The 17,706-nt window shown below is 65.1% G+C and carries 15 protein-coding genes; 8 read left to right on the top strand and 7 right to left on the bottom strand.

Features of this window, described 5'->3' with window-relative positions; translation table 11 throughout:
- Positions 1–23: 23 nt before the first annotated feature.
- Entirely contained in the window at positions 24–1,025 is a 1,002-nt protein-coding gene (locus ASE00_RS16510) for an MBL fold metallo-hydrolase (RefSeq protein WP_056382295.1), read from the bottom strand.
- 225 nt (positions 1,026–1,250) lie between these two features.
- On the opposite strand from ASE00_RS16510, the gene ASE00_RS16505 reads away from it, so the two are divergent.
- The 5 genes from ASE00_RS16505 (at position 1,251) to ASE00_RS16485 (ending at position 8,325) form a co-directional block, all read left to right on the top strand.
- Entirely contained in the window at positions 1,251–2,402 is a 1,152-nt protein-coding gene (locus ASE00_RS16505) for an epoxide hydrolase family protein (RefSeq protein ID WP_056382293.1), read from the top strand.
- A gap of 141 nt (positions 2,403–2,543) precedes the next feature.
- On the top strand, positions 2,544–4,877 hold the full coding sequence (locus ASE00_RS16500) for a TonB-dependent receptor (RefSeq protein WP_056382291.1): 2,334 nt from the start codon (positions 2,544–2,546) through the stop codon (positions 4,875–4,877).
- Between the two features lie 20 nt (positions 4,878–4,897).
- Positions 4,898–6,346 carry an MFS transporter gene (locus tag ASE00_RS16495; protein WP_082594762.1) on the top strand — a complete coding sequence of 483 codons (1,449 nt, stop codon included), beginning with the start codon at positions 4,898–4,900 and terminating at the stop codon, positions 6,344–6,346.
- A gap of 66 nt (positions 6,347–6,412) precedes the next feature.
- Positions 6,413–7,045, top strand: coding sequence for a TetR/AcrR family transcriptional regulator (locus tag ASE00_RS16490; RefSeq protein WP_056382288.1), 633 nt, complete (start codon positions 6,413–6,415; stop codon positions 7,043–7,045).
- 95 nt (positions 7,046–7,140) lie between these two features.
- Complete coding sequence (locus ASE00_RS16485; protein ID WP_082594760.1) at positions 7,141–8,325, top strand: cytochrome P450; 1,185 nt, start codon at positions 7,141–7,143, stop codon at positions 8,323–8,325.
- Here the strand turns inward: ASE00_RS16485 and ASE00_RS16480 are convergent.
- Positions 8,322–9,293, bottom strand: coding sequence for an alpha/beta fold hydrolase (locus tag ASE00_RS16480; RefSeq protein WP_056382284.1), 972 nt, complete (start codon positions 9,291–9,293; stop codon positions 8,322–8,324). The genes ASE00_RS16485 and ASE00_RS16480 overlap by 4 nt on opposite strands.
- A 167-nt stretch (positions 9,294–9,460) precedes the next feature.
- On the opposite strand from ASE00_RS16480, the gene ASE00_RS16475 reads away from it, so the two are divergent.
- Complete coding sequence (locus ASE00_RS16475; RefSeq protein ID WP_056382282.1) at positions 9,461–10,654, top strand: cytochrome P450; 1,194 nt, start codon at positions 9,461–9,463, stop codon at positions 10,652–10,654.
- Positions 10,655–10,658: 4 nt separating this feature from the next.
- Positions 10,659–11,303 carry a TetR/AcrR family transcriptional regulator gene (locus tag ASE00_RS16470; RefSeq protein ID WP_056382280.1) on the top strand — a complete coding sequence of 215 codons (645 nt, stop codon included), beginning with the start codon at positions 10,659–10,661 and terminating at the stop codon, positions 11,301–11,303.
- A 135-nt stretch (positions 11,304–11,438) separates the two neighbouring features.
- Here ASE00_RS16470 and ASE00_RS16465 read toward each other — a convergent pair whose 3' ends face one another.
- From ASE00_RS16465 to ASE00_RS16445, 5 genes are all read right to left on the bottom strand, one after another.
- The gene (locus ASE00_RS16465; protein ID WP_056382278.1) at positions 11,439–12,200 is read right to left on the bottom strand and encodes an SDR family NAD(P)-dependent oxidoreductase; all 762 of its coding nucleotides are present in this window, start codon (positions 12,198–12,200) and stop codon (positions 11,439–11,441) included.
- A 15-nt stretch (positions 12,201–12,215) separates the two neighbouring features.
- Positions 12,216–13,400 carry an acetyl-CoA C-acyltransferase gene (locus ASE00_RS16460; protein ID WP_056382276.1) on the bottom strand — a complete coding sequence of 395 codons (1,185 nt, stop codon included), beginning with the start codon at positions 13,398–13,400 and terminating at the stop codon, positions 12,216–12,218.
- 27 nt (positions 13,401–13,427) lie between these two features.
- Complete coding sequence (locus ASE00_RS16455; protein WP_056382274.1) at positions 13,428–14,555, bottom strand: acyl-CoA dehydrogenase family protein; 1,128 nt, start codon at positions 14,553–14,555, stop codon at positions 13,428–13,430.
- A gap of 164 nt (positions 14,556–14,719) precedes the next feature.
- On the bottom strand, positions 14,720–15,724 hold the full coding sequence (locus tag ASE00_RS16450) for an inorganic phosphate transporter (protein ID WP_056382272.1): 1,005 nt from the start codon (positions 15,722–15,724) through the stop codon (positions 14,720–14,722).
- An 11-nt stretch (positions 15,725–15,735) separates the two neighbouring features.
- Positions 15,736–16,851 (bottom strand): DUF47 family protein, encoded by a 1,116-nt coding sequence (locus tag ASE00_RS16445; RefSeq protein ID WP_056382636.1) that lies wholly within the window; start codon positions 16,849–16,851, stop codon positions 15,736–15,738.
- Positions 16,852–17,165: 314 nt separating this feature from the next.
- Between ASE00_RS16445 and ASE00_RS16440 the strand changes: the two genes are divergently transcribed.
- A complete protein-coding gene (locus ASE00_RS16440; protein WP_056382270.1) occupies positions 17,166–17,513 on the top strand; it encodes a UrcA family protein in 348 nt (115 codons plus the stop codon).
- Positions 17,514–17,706 lie beyond the last annotated feature (193 nt).

Below are 17,706 nucleotides of genomic sequence, written 5' to 3'. Positions count from 1 at the left end.
GCGAGAAAGTGATAAAGCTATCACTAAAATGTCGCCTTGGGATCGAGCGCGATGCGAAGCAGGTCCGCGCCCTCGATGACCGGCCCCCGATAGCCACGACGAACGGCGGCGGAGAGCGCACCGGGGGGCGGAGCGAAAGCGGCGGGAGCGGCGAAATGGGTCAGCAGGACGCGCTTCACGCCCGCATCGCTGGCGAGCCGGGCGAGCGCGTCGGCGGCCATATGCTCCTCGGTCATATGCGCGATCAGCGGCGCGCGCGCCTGCTCGGGCAGCTTCGTGCTGCGCTCGATGAAGCGCAGCATGCCGTCGATGTCGATGATCTCGCTGACTAGCAGGTCTGCGCCGCGTGACAGGCGGGTGAGCGATTCGCCGGGCCCAGTGTCGCCGGTGAACACCACCGATCCGTCAGGGGTTTCGAAGCGGAGTGAATAGGAACGGTCCGCGCCGTGCCCGGCGGCAGGCAGATGCATCGTGGCGTAATGCGAGTTCTCCACCGCCGTGACGATGATGTTCTCGTCCTTGTAGATGATGCCGGGCGCGACGTCCTGCGCGGTGACGATATCGGCCATAGGCGGAGCGACCGGCGCCTGTGCGCGGAAGATGCGGGTCGAGGGTTCGAGGAAGGCGAGCGCGCCGTCGCGCAGTTCGCGGGTTCCCGGAGGGCCATAGATGGCGAGCGGCGGCAGCTTCGCACCGTTCGCCGCGAAGGACCAGCGGAAGCCGATCAAGCTGGCGACCCCCGCGCTGTGATCGGCGTGGAGATGGGTGAGGAACACCGCCTTCACATCGGCCGACGATCGCCCGGCGAGCGCGAGCTGTCGCGTCACGCCATCGCCCGCGTCGATCAGATAGGCGGTCCCGTTGACGATCAGCATGCTCGACGGCTGAGCGCGATGGATGTTCACCAGCGGGCCGCCGGCCGTGCCGAGCAGGACGACTTCGGTGCGGGCAGCCGATGGCTCGGCGGCAATGGCGGGCGTCAGGCCCAGCAGCATCAGCAATGCCGCCCAGATCATGTTGCGCATCGAAATCCTCTCTTCTCATGTCGTCAAAGTGCGTGCACTTGTCGGGAAAAGTAATAAGGCTATAACTTGCGGGGCGCCAGCCCCTCGGCGACGGCCGAAGGATGACCGAGTGCGCGCCTCGCCCAACAGGTCGAGTGACGGTGAATGGTAAAAAGTGGGTGCACCTTCTCGCAATAAGTAATAGCTCCATCGCCAATGCGGCGGGATGCCGCTCCGGGAGAGATCATGACCGACGCCATCACGCCTTTTCGCCTCGCTGTGCCCGAAGCGGAGTTGGAGGATCTCCGGCAGCGGCTGGCCGCGACGCGGATGCCCGAAGCGCCGACGGTCGATGGCTGGCGACAGGGGCCGCCGCCCGAGGCGCTCGTGGCGCTGTGCGATTATTGGCGCAACGGATATGACTGGCGGCGCTGCGAGAGCTGGCTCAACGGGCTTGGCCAGTATCGGACCGAGATCGACGGGCTGGGCATCCATTTCCTGCACATCCGCTCGGCCGAGCCCAATGCGATGCCGCTGCTGCTCTGCCATGGCTGGCCCGGATCGATCCTCGAATTTCGCAAGCTGATCGGGCCGCTGACTGACCCCGTCGCGCATGGCGGCAAGGCCGAGGATGCGTTCGATCTGGTGATACCGTCGATGCCGGGCTTCGGCTTTTCGGACAAGCCGTCCGCGACCGGATGGAGCTTCCCGCGCATCGCCGCCGCCTGGGTGACGCTGATGACGCGGCTGGGCTATGATCGCTGGTTCGCGCAGGGCGGCGACCTGGGCAGCGCGGTGGTCGAGACGATCGCCCGCATGGAATTGCCGGGTTGCATCGGTATCCACCTCAACCTGTCCTTCTTTCAGCCGACCCCCGAGGAAGTAGCCGAGGCGGACGAGGAGGAGCGCGGCTTCCTGGAGCGGACTGCCCATTATTTCCGCGACATGTCCGCATATGCGGCGGTGCAGGGTACGCGCCCGCAGATGATCGGCTATGCGCTGGCCGATTCGCCCGCGGGACAGGCGGCGTGGATCTATTCACAGGTCCAGGAGGCCGTCGATCATGACGGCGACCTGTTCGCGGTGATCAGCCGCGACGAGCTGCTCGACGATATCATGTTCTACTGGCTGCCCAATGCGGCGGCCTCGTCGGCGCGGATTTATTGGGAATTGCAGCAGATGGGCATGCCGTCCGCCAACCTGCCGCCGATCGCGCTACCGACCGGCTATAGCTGCTTTCCCGGCGAGATTATCCGCAATTCGCGGCGTTGGATGGAGCGCCGGTTCAGCCGCCTGATCCATTATGGGCGCCCGCCGCTCGGCGGCCATTTCGCCGCGCTCGAACAGCCGGAGTTCTTCATCGACGAGGTTCGGAAGACTTTCCGAATTTTGCGCTGAACGTCGCGTCCGCACGTCTTGGTGCTTGACCTATCACTTAATCTGTATACACATAAGTGATACTACGATCACCAAGATCGAGTGTCGGCCGCGCTCGGGCGCGGTCGCCCAACCGGCGAGACAGCCACGGGGAGGACATCTATGCGCAAATCCATTCATCGAGCCGGACTGGTGGCCGGTATCGCGTTCATCGCCTTGACCGCGCCCGGCATCGCGCAGGCGCAGGACAATGTGGCGGCTGCCGCCGACGAGGGCGCGTCTTCGGGCCTCGAGGAAATCGTCGTCACCGCCCGCAAGCGCACTGAGAATCTGCGTGACGTGCCGGTATCGATCAGCGCGATCGGCGGCGCGAAGCTGACCGAGGCGAAGATCACCCAGGTCGTCGATCTCGCCGTCCGCGTGCCGAACCTGACCGTATCGAGCGGCGCAAACCTGCCCTTCGCGCTGATCCGCGGCTTCGGCACCGGCAACAGCATCTCGTTCGACCAGGCGGTCGGCAAGTTCATCGACAATGTCTCCTACGGCCGCGACCAGGACGTCCGCCTGCCGCTGTTCGACGTCGAGCGGGTCGAGGTGCTGAAAGGACCGCAGGTGCTGCTCTACGGCAACAGCTCGACCGCGGGCGCGCTGAACATCACCAGCCGCAAGCCCGGCAACAGCTTTACGGCCAACGGATCGGCCGCCTATGACTTCGCCAACAACGAGCTGGTCGTGCAGGGCGGGGTGACGGCACCGGTCAACGACAAGGTCAGTGTCCGCCTCGCGGGCCTCTATCAGGATCTCAGCCGGGGCGAGGTGTATAACATGCTGACCGGCAAATATGGTCCCACCACCGAGAATTACGCGGGCCGCGCGACGGTATTGTTCAAGCCCGCCGACGATCTTCGCGTGACGTTGAAGGCCGAATATCATCACCTGCGCGACCATGGGAATGGCGGCGAGGTGATGAGCCCGTCGATCTTCAGCTTCCTGCCGTTGCCCGACACAAAGCTCGACGGACGCATCACCGCCGACAACAACCGTGCGCCCTTCTTCGCCAAGGCGTTCAACGCCGTGAACAGCATGACCTGGCAGGGCGACATCGCCTATGACGTGGCGGGCGGTACGCTGAGTTCGACCACCGCCTATCGGGATCTGGAGTTCGCCAATTCGACGCCGTCCCCGGCACCGGTGCCGGTGCTCAACGCCTATCTCCATTATCGCTACAAGCAGTTGAGCGAGGAGCTTCGCTATTCGGGCAGCTTCGGCAAGGTCGACCTGACGCTGGGCGGCTATTATCAGCACGACACCTTCAAGGTCGCCAGTGCGATCGACTTCAACCTGACGCCGACCCTGCCGCCGGGCCTCGTGCTGCCGCCTTTCGCGCTCAACGGGCTGTTCGACCAGACGGCCAACAGCTACTCGCTGTTCGGCGACGTCACCTATCACCTGACCGACGAACTGAGCATTGAGATGGGCGGACGCTATACATCGGTCCGCAAGAATGCCGATCAGTCGCTGGTCGCGGGCAATGTCGTGCCCGGCAAGACCTTCAAGACGGGGGTCGGTGCGCTGTCGCCCAATCCCGCCTTCGACGGGCTGTTCATCTTCGGCAACGGCGTGCCCCCGCACAGCTATACCGGGATCAAGGCGCGCGACAGCGCCTTCCAGCCGCAGGTCGTGCTGCAGTACAAGCTCGCCCCGCGCAACCAGGTCTATGCCAAATATGTGAAGGGCGAGAAGGCCGGCGGCATCGACTATTTCTACACCGGCACCCCGCCGGGGCCGACCCCGGCAGGCGCCCGCTTCAAGCCGGAAGAGGCCGAGTCCTTCGAGATCGGTTTCAAGGGCGTGACCGAGGACAACCGCTTCGATTATGCGGTGTCGGCCTTCTACACGACCTTCACCGACCTCCAGGCGTCGTCCTTCCAGGTCGCCAGCTTCGTCGTCACCAATGTCGGCAAGGCGCGCACCAAGGGGGTCGAGGCGGAGGTGAACTATGCGCCGGTCGAAGGCCTGCGCATCGGCGTGTCGGCGGCCTATCTCAAGGCGCGCTACCTCGATTATCCGGGCCAGCCCTGCACCGTCGCGCAGAAGATCGCCAATGGCGGCGAGGCGGGCTGTTCGCAGGATCTTTCGGGCGCCCCGACGCAATTTTCGTCGAAGTGGACCGGGACGGTTACCGTCGACTATGAGCGGCCGGTCACCGACGATCTGATCGTCACCAGCGGCTTCGCATTGTTCGCGCGGTCGCACTACAACGCGTCGACCAATAACGAACCCTTGCAGGAGCAGAAGGGCTATGCGCAGCTCGACGCGCATTTTGGCGTCAAGGCGGAGGACGGCCGATGGAACGCGGCGCTGTTCGCCCGCAACCTCACCGACAAGAAGCTGCTCGACTATGGCACGCCCGCCCCGGGGCTCGGCGCGGCGCTCAGCGGCTTCCGGTCGCGTGGGCGGCAGATCGGCCTCCGGTTCGGCTTTGATCTTCGGTAACGGCCAATATCCGGCGGCGCATGCCTGACGCCGCCGGACCCGACAATGCTTCCTCCACTGTGGCGGCTCCGGCGCGGTCTACCGCGCGGGCCGCCACCTTTCTTGTTGCCGGCACCTTCTTCATGGAGATGCTCGACGGCACGATCATCGCCACCGCGCTGCCACAGATGGCGCACAGCTTCGGGGTCGGGCCGGTCGCGCTCAACCTGGGCATGACTGCCTATCTGCTGGCGCTCGCCGCCTTCATCCCGATCGGCGGCTGGCTCGCCAACCGCTTCGGCGCGCGGACGGTGTTCGCCAGCGCGATCGGACTGTTCACCTTCGCTTCGCTGCTCTGCGCGTCGAGCACGAGCCTCTGGGCGTTCACCGCATCGCGACTGCTGCAGGGCATGGCGGGAGCGGCGATGGTGCCGGTCGGCCGGCTGATCGTGCTGCGCATGGCGGGCAAGGGCGATCTGATCCGGGCGATGGGGACGATCGTCTGGCCCGGCCTGATCGCGCCGGTATTGGGCCCGCCGCTGGGCGGCCTGATCGTCGAATATCTGTCCTGGCACTGGATCTTCATCATCAACATCCCGCTGGGCATCGCGGCGGTCGCGCTGGCGCTGGCGATCGTCCCCGCGAAGCTGGGCGAGCCGCGCCATAGGCCGCTCGACATGCTGGGCTTCCTGCTTAGCACCGCGGCGCTGATGCTGATCGTCTTCGGCATCGATGCGCTAGGCAATGGTCATCAGGACGGCGGAATCGCGCTGGCCGTAACCCTAGGCGGGCTGGCGCTGGGCGCACTCAGCATCCGTCATTTCATGCGGCATCCCCACCCGCTGATCGATCTGCGTCCGCTCAAGGTACGGACCTTCGCGGTGATCGTCTATGGCGGCACGCTGCAGCGCATGGCGATCGGCGCGATGCCGCTGCTGCTGCCATTGCTGTTCCAGGTGGGTTTCTATGCCGATCCGGTCACCGCGGGCGGGTTGGTGCTGTTCATGTTTGCGGGCAACCTGGCGATGAAGACGGTTACGACGCCGGTCCTCAAGCGCTTCGGCTTCTGGCGAGTGATGACGCTGAACGGTGTGCTCGCCGCGCTGGCGATTGCCGCCTGCGCTACGCTGAGCCCGGCGGCGCCTCATTGGCTGATCGCGGTCGTGCTGTTCGCCGGGGGTGCGTTCCGTTCGATGCAATTTACCAGCCTGACCGCGATCCAGTTCGCCGATGTGCCGCCCGAACAGCAGGCCGACGCGAACAGCCTGTCGAGCATGATGATCCAGCTGGGCCTGGGGCTCGGCGTCCTGCTTGGTGCGAGCCTGCTGAATCTGAGCGTGTGGCTGGGCGGGCGGGCCGGTGAGCCGCCGATGATCGGGGATTTCCGCTTCGCCTTCGTCGCGACCGCGCTGGTCGGGATGCTGGGTCTGATCGACCTGTGGCGACTGCCGCGCGACGCGGGCGCGGCGCTTCTGCGCCGCACCGATTGAGCCGATGATCGAAAGCCTCTATCGATCATCTGCGCGGCCGGGCCCGCGACAACCTGCTGGGGGACGATGACAGCCGAAACCGCGCCGATCAAAAAGGCTACGCGTCGTCCGCGCCAGGCGGGCGGGGTACGGCGCGCCCAGGTGGTGGCCGCGCTGCTCGAACTGCTGCACGAACTGGGCGTCGAGGGGGTGACGACGGTCTCGATCGCCAAGCGTGTGGGCCTGAGCCAGGCCGCTCTGTTCAAGCATTTCCCGACCAAGGCCGATATCTGGATCGCCGCGATGAACGAGGTCGGCGAGCGGGTTTTTCCCGCGCTGGCCGCCGCAAGCAAGGAACCGGGCACCGCGCTGGAGCGGTTGCAGCGCACCCTGCGCGCCAACCTCGAACTGGTCGAAGAGATTCCGGCGATGACCGCCCTGCTGTTCTATCGCGAAGGGCCGCAGAGCGATGGCCAGTTCGCCGAGATGCTGGCCTCCCGCTTCCATGGGGTACGGCGGGTCGTCCACGAGCTGGTGGTGGAGGCGGCCGAGGCGGGGGAGATCCGTGCCGATGTCGATGTCGACATCGCCACGATGATGTTCATGGGGCTGATCCCGGGCCTGCTCCACCGCCATCATTTCGAGCCCGGCTATCACCCCGTCGAGCATTTCGACGCGATGTTCGAACTGATCATTCACGGCCTCGCACCCCATAAGTGATAGTCTTATAACTTCTTGACTTGAATAATGTTCTGGATACAGTTTTCACTGATATCGCAGGCTGCAGTCGCGCGGCCCGCTTTGGTGGAGAGTGTATGATGGAATGGGATTATCGGACGGTCTGGAAGGATCTGGAGGCCGATCGCACCGACACCACGCTGTCCGCCTATGAAGAGGTTCTTACCCGCTCGCCGGTCGCGCGGATCGAGAAGGATTCGGGCGACGGTTTCTGGGGCGTGTTCAGCCATGAAGGCGTCCAGGCGGTGGCGACCAATGCCAGCGTGTTCAGCAGCCACACCGCGATATCGGGTGCGCGGGTCCTGCCTCTGCAGGCCGATCCACCCGAGCATGGCGCGATCCGCCGGCTGCTCAATCCCTATTTCGCGCCGTCGCGCATTCGTGAGCTGGAGGCAGGTGTCCGCCCGATCGCGATCGAGATGATCGATGCGATGATAGCCAAGGGCGATGCCGATTTCTCGGCCGCGATTGCCTTCCCCTTCCCGATCCGGCTGCTGTGCAAGCTGATGGCGGTGCCCGACGAGGATTGGCATTTCCACTGGGAATGGGCGACCGACATGGACCGCCAGAATGCCAGCGGCCTGCTCAAATCGAACGAAGAGCCGATCCCGATGGCGATGCTGGGCGCGTTCCTGCCCTATATGGGTAAGCTCGTCGCTGATCGCCGCGCCAATCCGGGCGACGATGTGGTGAGCGGGATCGCGACGGCGGAGATCGACGGTAAGCCGCTCGACGATGCCACGGTGATCGGCCTGTTCATGTCGCTGATGCTCGGCGGCCATCACACCACTTCGGGCGCGTTGAGCAGCTTCATCCTGCAGCTTGCCAAGGACCAGCCGCTCCAGGCGCTGCTGCGCGCCGATCCGTCGCGCATCCCCGACGCGATCGAGGAAAGCCTGCGCCTCCACACCCCGCAGCAGGCGATGGCGCGCCGCTGTGTCGAGGACAGCGAGGTCGAAGGGCAGGCGATCAAGCGCGGCGACTATCTGCTGCTCCACTGGGGTGCCGCCAATGTCGATCCGGCGCGCTGGACCGATCCGGGCAAGTTCGACATCGATCGGACGAGCAAGAGCCACTTCGCCTTCGGGCGCGGCATCCACCAGTGCGTCGGCGCGTCGCTCGCCCGCATGGATATGCGCGTGGTAACCGAGGAGTTGCTGGCGCGGACCGAGAATTTCTCGGTGGCGGGGCCGATCAGGCGGACCGGCTGGCCGCGCCTGATGGTCGATCAGATGCCACTGCGGTTTGTGCCGAGGGCTTAGCCCTTGGCATAAGGCGCTAGGAAGGGCTGGAGCGCGGCGAGGAGGTCGTCGGGCTTTTCCTCGGCGGGGTAATGGCCGCAGTCGGGGATGACGATAGCGCGGTATTCATCGCCGGCGATGGGGCCTATCTCGCCCTCGATCATCTCGCCGCAGCACAGCGCCCCGGCATAGGTGAGGACGGGAAGCACGAGCTTGCCCGCGTCCTTGCGGCGGCGGTGCTGCGCGATCGAGTCGTCGAGCGCGCGATAATATTCGAAGCTGGCCCACAGCGCGCGGGGGTCTTCGAGCTGGCGGATGTAAAGGTCCTGCGCATAGGGTGCGACGCCATCGGTCTTGCCAGCCTTGGTCGCGAACTGATGGCCGAAATAGAGCCGCTCGCGCCCGCGCACCATCGCCTCGTTGATGCCGATCGCGCGGTTGAAATTGTGATGCCAGAGCAAGTCGCTGAGCCAGCGGCCATCGGGGATCAGCGGGGGCGAGGGCGAGAGACCGGGGATCAGCGCCTCGCCCATCGCGATGCGGGCGACACGGTCGGGCCGGTCGGCAGCCATCGAGTATCCGGTCCACATGCCGATATCGTGGCCGACCATGGCAAAGCGCTGATGGCCCAGGCTGTCCATCAGCGCGAGCATGTCGGCGGCCTGGCCGTCGCTGTCATAGCCGCCATCGGGCTTGTCGGAGAGACCAGCGCCCCGCGGATCGACGGCGATGACGGTAAAGTCCTCCGCCAGCACCGGCATCAGATAGCGCCAGGCGAACCAGTTTTGCGGCCATCCGGCGAGCAGCAGCAACGGTGGTCCCGACCCACCGATCACCGCGTGCAGCTTTATCCCGTTGGTGGGAACGGCGTAGCTCTGGAAGACATCGCCGAACCCGGCGGGCAGCCCCGGCGCATTGCTGACCGAGCCGAACCCGGTCAAAATTCCGAACTGGTCAAGATCGGTCGGCGCTTCTTTCGCTTCGCTCATCACATACCCTTTCACGCGGAAAAAATGCGCGAAACAATTGATACTCTATAGTCACATATCTTTTTAAGTGTATACAGAGTTACCGTCGCGATTCGAAAAGCTCAAGCTCTCCGCGCGGCAAAGACGATATTGGACTCACTTTTAGAGTCTTTCTGGGAGGATGCGGCATGAGCCTCAAGGACAAGACCGCCACCAGCGGGTGGACGAGCTATACCACGCCACCGGCCGAGAGCCTGGAGCTGTTCGAGGCGGTGCGCGGCAATGCGACCCTGCCATGGAGCGACGAGCATGACGGCTTCCACATGCTGCTCAACTACAAGGACGTCCGGAAGGCGATGTCCGATTATCGCACCTTCTCGTCCACGCCGCAGGTGCTGCGCCCGATGCTGCCACGCAAGCCGGTGCCCGCGCTGGAGATGGACCCGCCACAGCACGCCCATTGGCGCGCGATTTTCAACAATGCGATCACCAGCAAGACGCCGGAATCGATGGAGCCCTTCCTGCGCGCCGACATCAGGAAGCACATCAACAGCTTCATCGAGCGTGGTACCTGCGACATCGTCCGCGAGATCGCCGAGCCGGTGCCGGCCGAGGCGATCTGCCACATGGTCGGCGTCGACGAGGCGAATGTCCCCGAAATTCGCAAGCGGGCGATCGCGATGTTCGCGGCGCAGGGCGAGCCCGAGCTGTTCGGCCAGCGCCAGGCCGAATTCGGCGAGGTCACCGTGACCGAGATCCACGATCGCAAGCGCGCGCCGCGCGACGACTATATGACCGAACTCGCCCATATGGAGGTCGAGGGCCGCGCGCTCGACGACGATGATTATGTCGTGCTGTTCGCGGCATTCCTGGGCGCGGGGCATCACAGCACCACTTCGGCGATGGCAAGCATGATCTACGAGGTCTTCTCGAACCCGGCGCTGCGCGACCGGCTGCGTGCGGACAAGACGCAGATCCCGCGCGCGATCGAGGAAGTGTTGCGGCTGCGTCCGCCCTTCTACGGTTTCTTCCGCCGGGCCACCAAGCCGGTCGAAGTGGGCGTCACCGAAATCGCGACCGGCGAGGACCTCTATATGGGCTGGGCCGCCGCCAATCGCGACCCCGAAGTCTTCGATCATCCCGATCAGTTCGACATGGATCGCGAGAACAGCCGCCATCTCAGCTTCGGCTTCGGAATCCATGTCTGCCCCGGCGCGCCGCTTGCCCGCATGGAGATGAAGGTGCTGCTGGAGGAACTGCTCGACGCGATGCCCGACATGCATGTCATATCGGGCGAACCGGTCTATCAGTTCGGCGGCGGCGATTATTGCTACATCCCCGAAGTGCAAGTGGCCTTCACCCCGCGCCCCAAGCTAGACTGAGCCTATGGCCTATCGTCAGGAGGAGATGACCGTACCCGGGGGCACCGGGGACGCCCGGCGCGACCGGGGGATTGCGACGCGCGCCAAGATTCTCGATGCTGCGCTCAAGGTTTTCCAGGCGGAAGGCTTCGCCGCGGCGTCGATGGACCGGATCGCCGCTTGCGCGGGCATCTCCAAGATGACGATCTACCGCAAATTCGCGGACAAGGAGGCGCTGTTCCTGGCGGCGATCAACCAGCATTGCGCCCAGATCTACGCGGTCGATGATCATCCCCCCGCCGCGAACGTCGAGGAGGCGCGCGCCGCGCTGACCGACTTTGGCTGGGTATTCGTCCGCGCTGTGTGCGAGCAGCATGTGCTCGATCTCTATCGCATGCTGCTGGGCGAGATGCAGCGTTTCCCGCAGCTCGGTGCCGACTTCTACGATGTGGGCCCGGCGCGATCGATCGCGGTGATCGAGAATATATTGTCCGGCGTCATGAGTGCGACCGACGCCCGGCTGCGCGCCGAGGCGTTCATGCATATGGTGATGGGGGACCGTCACCAGCGCTTTCTGCTGGAGAAGGCCGGGCGCAAGAACGAGGCGGAGAATGATGCGGCGTTCGCGGCGCAGATCGATGCGGCTGTGCGCATGGTTCTCGGGCTGTGAATATTCTAACCCGCCCGCTCATCCTGAGTAGCCATTGAGCTTGTCGAAATTTCGTATCGAAGGACTTTCTTCGATACGGGTCTTCGCCAAGCTCAGCCCCTACTCAGGATGAGCGGATTGATGTATGGCTAAATCTCAGCGCGGCGCCATCCGGATCGCGCCGTCCAGGCGGATGACCTCGCCGTTCAGCATCGGGTTGCGGACGATGCTGTCGACCAGCATCGCATATTCGCCAGGATCGCCGAGGCGGCTGGGGTGGGGGACCTGCTGGCCCAGCGAATCCTGCGCGGCCTGGGGCAGGCCCTTCATCATCGGGGTCATGAAGATGCCGGGGGCGATCGTCATCACCCGGATCTTGTGCTGGGCGAGATCCCGCGCCGCGCACAGCGTCAGGCCGACGACGCCTGCCTTGGACGACGCATAGGCGGCCTGGCCGACCTGGCCGTCATAGGCGGCGACCGAGGCGGTGTTGACGATCACGCCGCGCTCCTCGCCGACTGGATCGGCGGTGATCAGGCGGGCGGCAAACTTCGACAGGGTGTTGAAGGTGCCGATCAGGTTGATCTCGATTACCTTGCGATAGAGGTCGAGCCCGTGCGGGCTGCCGTCCTTGCCGACGACGCGCGCGGGCGGGGCAATGCCGGCGCAGTTGACCAGGATGCGGGCGACGCCGTGCTTCGCCTCGGCTTCTTCGAGGCCCGCCGCGACGCTGGCGTCGTCGGCGACGTTGACCGAGACGAAATGGCCGCCGATCTCGGCGGCGGTCTTCGCGCCTTCATCGGCATTGAGATCGAAGATCGTGACCTTCGCGCCCTTGCTCGCGAGCATGCGTGCGGTCTCGCCGCCCAGGCCCGATGCGCCACCGGTGACGACCGCTGCTACGCCGTTTACATCCATCTCTACTTCCCTTTCTCAGACCAGTTCGACTGCGAAGGCGGTCGCTTCGCCGCCCCCGATGCACAGGCTCGCCACGCCGCGCTTCAGTCCGCGATTCTCCAGCGCGCCCAGCAGGGTGGCGATCACCCGCGCGCCGCTCGCACCGATCGGATGGCCGAGCGCGGTCGCCCCGCCGTTGACGTTGAGCTTGTCGGCGGGGATGTTGAGTTCCTTCGCCGCGATCATCGCGACCACCGCGAAGGCCTCGTTGACCTCGAACAGGTCGACGTCGTCTACCGTCCAGCCTGCCTTGGCGAGTGCCTTCTGCATCGCCGGGACGGGCGCGGTGGTGAACAGGCCGGGCTCATGGGCGTGGGCGGCGTGCGAAATCACCTTGGCCACGATCGGCAGGCCGAGCTCCTTTGCCACGCTCTCGCGGGTCATCACCAGCGCGGCGGCGCCATCGGAGATCGACGAGGCGTTGGCGGCGGTGATCGTGCCGTCCTTGGCGAAGGCGGGCTTGAGCGTCGGAATCTTGTCCGGGCGCGCCTTGCCGGGCTGCTCGTCCTTGTCGACGACGATGGTGCCCCCGCGCGTTTCCAGCGAGACGGGGACGACTTCGCGTTCGAACGCGCCGCTCTCGATCGCTGCGTTGGCGCGGCTGAGCGAGCGGATCGCATAATCGTCCTGCGCCTCGCGGGTGAACTGATAGTCACGCGCCGAATCCTCGGCGAAGGCGCCCATCAGCTTGCCGGGATCATAGGCGTCCTCCAGCCCGTCGAGATACATCGAGTCCTTGATGACGTCATGGCCGATGCGCGCGCCGCCGCGATGCTTGGCGAGCAGATAGGGAGCGTTGGTCATGCTCTCCATGCCGCCCGCGACGATGATGTCGGCGCTACCGGCGGCGAGCGCGTCATGCGCCATGATCGCGGCCTGCATACCCGATCCGCACATCTTGTTGACGGTGGTTGCCTCGACCGACTTGGGCAGCCCTGCGCCGAGCGCTGCCTGGCGTGCCGGAGCCTGGCCGAGACCGCCGGGCAGCACGCAACCCATGAAGATCTTTTCCACCTTGCCGGGGTCGACCTTCGCACGCTCGACGGCGGCCTTCACCGCGGCCGCGCCGAGCGCGGTGGCCGATGCGCCGGACAGTGCGCCCTGAAAACCGCCCATCGGGGTGCGGGCATAGGAGGCGATGACGACGGGGTCGTTGCTCATGGTCTTAATCCTCGACAGAAAAGGGGTTCAGAGGGCGCGGGCGATCACCATCCGCTGGATGTCGGAGGTGCCCTCGTAAATCTGGCAGACGCGGACATCGCGATAGATCTTGGCGAGGCCGAATTCCTCGAGATAGCCGTAACCGCCGAGCGTCTGGATGGCACCGGAGACGATCGCCTCGGCGGCCTCGGATGCGAACAGCTTGGCCATCGATGCCTCCTTGAGACAGGGCAGACCGGCATCCTTGCAACTCGCCGCGTGGAGGACGAGATGGCGCGCCGCCTCCAGCCGGGTGGCGAGATCGGCAAGACGGAAGCCCACCGCCTGATGCTCGATGATCGGCTTGCCGAAGCTCTTGCGGTCGCGGGCATAGGCGGTCGCGATCTCCAGCGCGGCCTGCGCCATGCCGACGCACTGCGCGGCTATGCCGATGCGGCCCTGCGCCAGATTGGCGAGCGCGATGTTGAGCCCGCGCCCTTCCTCGCCGAACAGCAGGTCGTCCTCGACGAACAGGTCGTCGAAGCGGATCGCGCAGGTGTCCGACGCGGCCTGGCCCATCTTGTGCTCGACCTTGTCGACCGAATAGCCGGGCCGGTCGGTCGGCACGAGGAAGGCGGAAATGCCCTTCTTGCCGGCATCGGGATCGGTCACCGCGAAGACCATCGCCAGACCCGCGATCTTGCCCGAAGTGATGAACTGCTTGGCACCGTTGAGCTTCCAGCCGCCATCGACGCGCGTCGCGCGGGTGCGCAGCGCGGCGGCGTCCGACCCGGCATCGGTCTCGGTCAGCGCGAAGGCGCCGATCATCCGGCCGCTGATCAGATCGGGCAGGAAGCGCACCTTCTGGGCCTCGCTGCCTTCCTTGAGCAGCCCGCCGACGAGCAGGCTGTTCTGGATCGAGATGATCGTCGACAGCGCGCCGTCGGCCGCCGCTATCTCGATCAGCGACAGCGCATAGGAAACATAGTCGGCGCCCGCGCCGCCCGCCGTTTCGGGAGCGACCATGCCCATAAGCCCTAGCCCCGCCAGCTCCTCGAACAGGCCGTCGGGATAGGCTTTGGCGGCTTCGAACGCCTGGCTGCGCGGCAGGATCTGTTCCTGCGCGAAAGCGCGCACCGCTTCCTGAATGGCGGCCTGGGTATCCGTAAGAATCATGGGAGCCTCGTTTAGCTTACTCATGAGTATATGATATTCTTACCGGTCAATGTCAATCGCCCGAGCCCGATATATGAGCGCGCGCCTTCCTGCGACGGGACATTGCCCCGCCGGTCCTACGCCTCTTTATCGGTGATGTCGCTAAGGGCTGCCGCGCGGGCGGTTCAGCCGAACAACCCCGCCAGGAAATAGAAGCCCGCGCCGATCGCCGCTGCGGCGGGCAGGGTGATCACCCAGGCGATAACGATGCTGCCCGCGACGTTCCAGCGGACCGCCGACAGCCGCCGCGACGCGCCGACGCCGACGATCGCGCCGGTGATGGTGTGGGTGGTCGATACGGGAACGCCCAGCCAGGTCGCGGCGAACAATGTGATCGCGCCGCCGGTCTCCGCGCAGAAGCCCTGCGCCGGAGTCAACCGGGTAATCTTCGATCCCATGGTGTGGACGATCTTCCAGCCGCCGAGCAGCGTGCCGAGACCCATGGCGCTCTGGCAGGTAATCACCACCCAGAAGGGGACGTGGAAGCTGCCGCCGAGCAACCCCTGCGAATAGAGCAGCACCGCGATGATCCCCATCGTCTTCTGGGCGTCGTTGCCGCCATGGCCAAGCGAGTAGAGCGATGCGGAAATGAGCTGCATCCGGCGGAAGCGCCGGTCGGCGACATTGGGCGAGGTGCGCACGAAGGCCCAACTGGTGATCAGTACTAGCAGCAGCGCGAGAAGGAGGCCGACGGTCGGTGACAGGACGATCGCGAAGCTGGTCTTGAGCACACCGGACCAGACCACAGCCGACATCCCCGCCTTGGCGGTGCCCGCTCCGAGCAGGCCACCGATCAGCGCATGGCTGGACGAGGAGGGGATGCCGAGCATCCAGGTGATGACGTTCCAGCTAATCGCCCCCATCAACGCGCCGAAGATCACTTGCGCGTTGACGATGTCGGCATGGACGATCCCCTTGCCGACCGTTTCCGCGACATGGAGCCCAAAGAACAGGAAGGCGATGAAGTTGAAAAAGGCTGCCATGGCCACGGCATGGTGCGGCTTGAGCACGCGCGTCGACACAACGGTGGCGATCGAGTTGGCGGCGTCGTGGAGACCGTTCAGGAAATCGAACGCGAGCGCGATCCCGATCAGGCCGACGAGCAGCGGAAAGGCGAGGGTGGGTTCCATCGTCGCGATCGTCAGGCGTGATCGAGGACGAGACCTTGGATCTCGTTGGCGACATCCTCGAACCGGTCGGTGATCTTTTCGAGGTGGCTGTAGATCTCACGGCCGATGATGAACGCCATCGGCGCCTTGTCGCCCTTTGCCTTGAACAGCGCCTTCAGGCCTGCGTCATGGATTTCGTCAGCATGGCCTTCGAGCTTGACGATTCTCTCGGTCAGGCTGTGCAGCCGCGCCGCATTGCGGCCGAGGTCGCGCAGCAGCGGCATCGCGTCGGCGGTGATCCGCGCGGCTTCGACGATGATTCCCGCCATATCGCGCATCTGCGGCTCGAACTCCTTGAGTTCGTAGAGCATGACCGCCTTCGCTGTCTGGTTCATCTGGTCGATCGCGTCGTCCATCGATCCGATCAGGCTGGTGATCGCGGTGCGATCGAACGGGGTGATCAGCGTCTTGCGGACGTCGGTCAGGACGTCGCGGATGATGTCGTCGGCGTCGTTTTCGCGGTCGAAGATCTCCTGCGAATGCACGGGCATGTCCGCCCCGCCTTGGAGCAGCTTGCCCAGCGCGTCGGCGGCGGCCACGTTCAGCGCAGCATGCGCCTCGAACTGCTCGAAGAAACTGCCCTGTTTGGGCAGCAATGCCTGGAACCAGCGCACGATGGTGAACCTTTCTGCTGTGTGGCGGCGGGTGGCCGTGACGAGGCGTTCGGCCAGGCCCGGAGTCCAGACCGGAGGCTGGAAGGTGGAGAGGATGTCCTTGAGTTCAGCTTCGTCGACAGCGGCGGCGGCTTCGTTGGTCGTGAACCAGCGCAATTCGCGCTCGCCCTGCTCGGGCCAGCTGTCGAGCTGGCTGGTCACTGAAAAGGGAAAGATGTCGACGATCGCGGGGCGGGACGTGCCGTCCTTGCGGTTCTTGCGATATTGATAGGTGCCGATCGCATAGGGACAGGCGATACCGACCAGGCCTGCTTCCTCATAGGCTTCGTGGCTCGCCGCCTCATGGCTTTTCAGGCCCTTGATGCGGTTGCCCTTCGGCAGCACCCAGCGCCGTGTGTCCCGCGAAGTGATCAGCATGACCTCGACATGGCCCGCATCGGTCGTGCGGTAGGGCAGGACGGCTATCTGGCGAATGTTGCGAATCCCCGGTTCGTGGCTCCCCCTACAAATGTGACAGTTTGGTTGCAATCGAACTGTCGCTGATTCGCGGGCGGCGGGTCGTTCCCCCTCTCTAATGTCGTTCGTCGACTCCCGAAATGCGTTCGTCGGCCATCCTGCTCCTTTGTGGAGGCAATGGCGCGGTCGGTCGAACCTCGAATGCGGAAAAATGACGCTTCCCCTAGAGGTTTTTCAACGGCGGCCCGGCAGCGAACGGCCCGGCAGCCGCCAGACAGTTTTACCGGGCGAAGGTCGCCACCCCAGCCCGGACGACAACAGGAGATTTTGACATGACCCGCTCGACCAAGCTCTTCGCCGCCCTCGCCGCAGCCGCCGCGACCGCCGCCACCGTCTCCTTCCCGGCCTATGCCGCCGAAGCGACCAAGACGGCGCAAGTCCATTATGACGACCTCAACCTCGCCAGCGCCGATGGCGCCAAGGCGCTGACCGTCCGGGTCGAGCGCGCCGCCAAGCGCGTCTGCGACGCAACCGGGGACCGCTCGCTCGCAGGGGCGACGCAGTCGAAAGCCTGCGCCAAGGTCGCGGTTGCCCGGGCGATGCCGCAGGTCGAGCTGGCGCTGGCCAATGCCGGCACCCAGCTTGCCGAGAACAGCCGGGTTTCGGTCGCGGCGAAGTAAGCCCGCCTAGCCTCCCGGGGTCCCCCAAGCCTTACCCGCCCCGGGAGGCACCCATATCACAGACGAGATACACGCGGCCGGACTGGCAATTTCCACCGCGTGGGACGCATCCTCGGGTTCCCTTGCCCGAGGGTGCTTTCGTTTTTGATCAGCGCCGTTTCGATCCTGACGAAACTGCGGAAAATCCCTTCGC

The sequence above is a fragment of the Sphingomonas sp. Root710 genome, assembly GCF_001429065.1.
GTDB lineage: Bacteria > Pseudomonadota > Alphaproteobacteria > Sphingomonadales > Sphingomonadaceae > Rhizorhabdus.
This window is presented reverse-complemented; position numbering and strand designations above follow the sequence as displayed.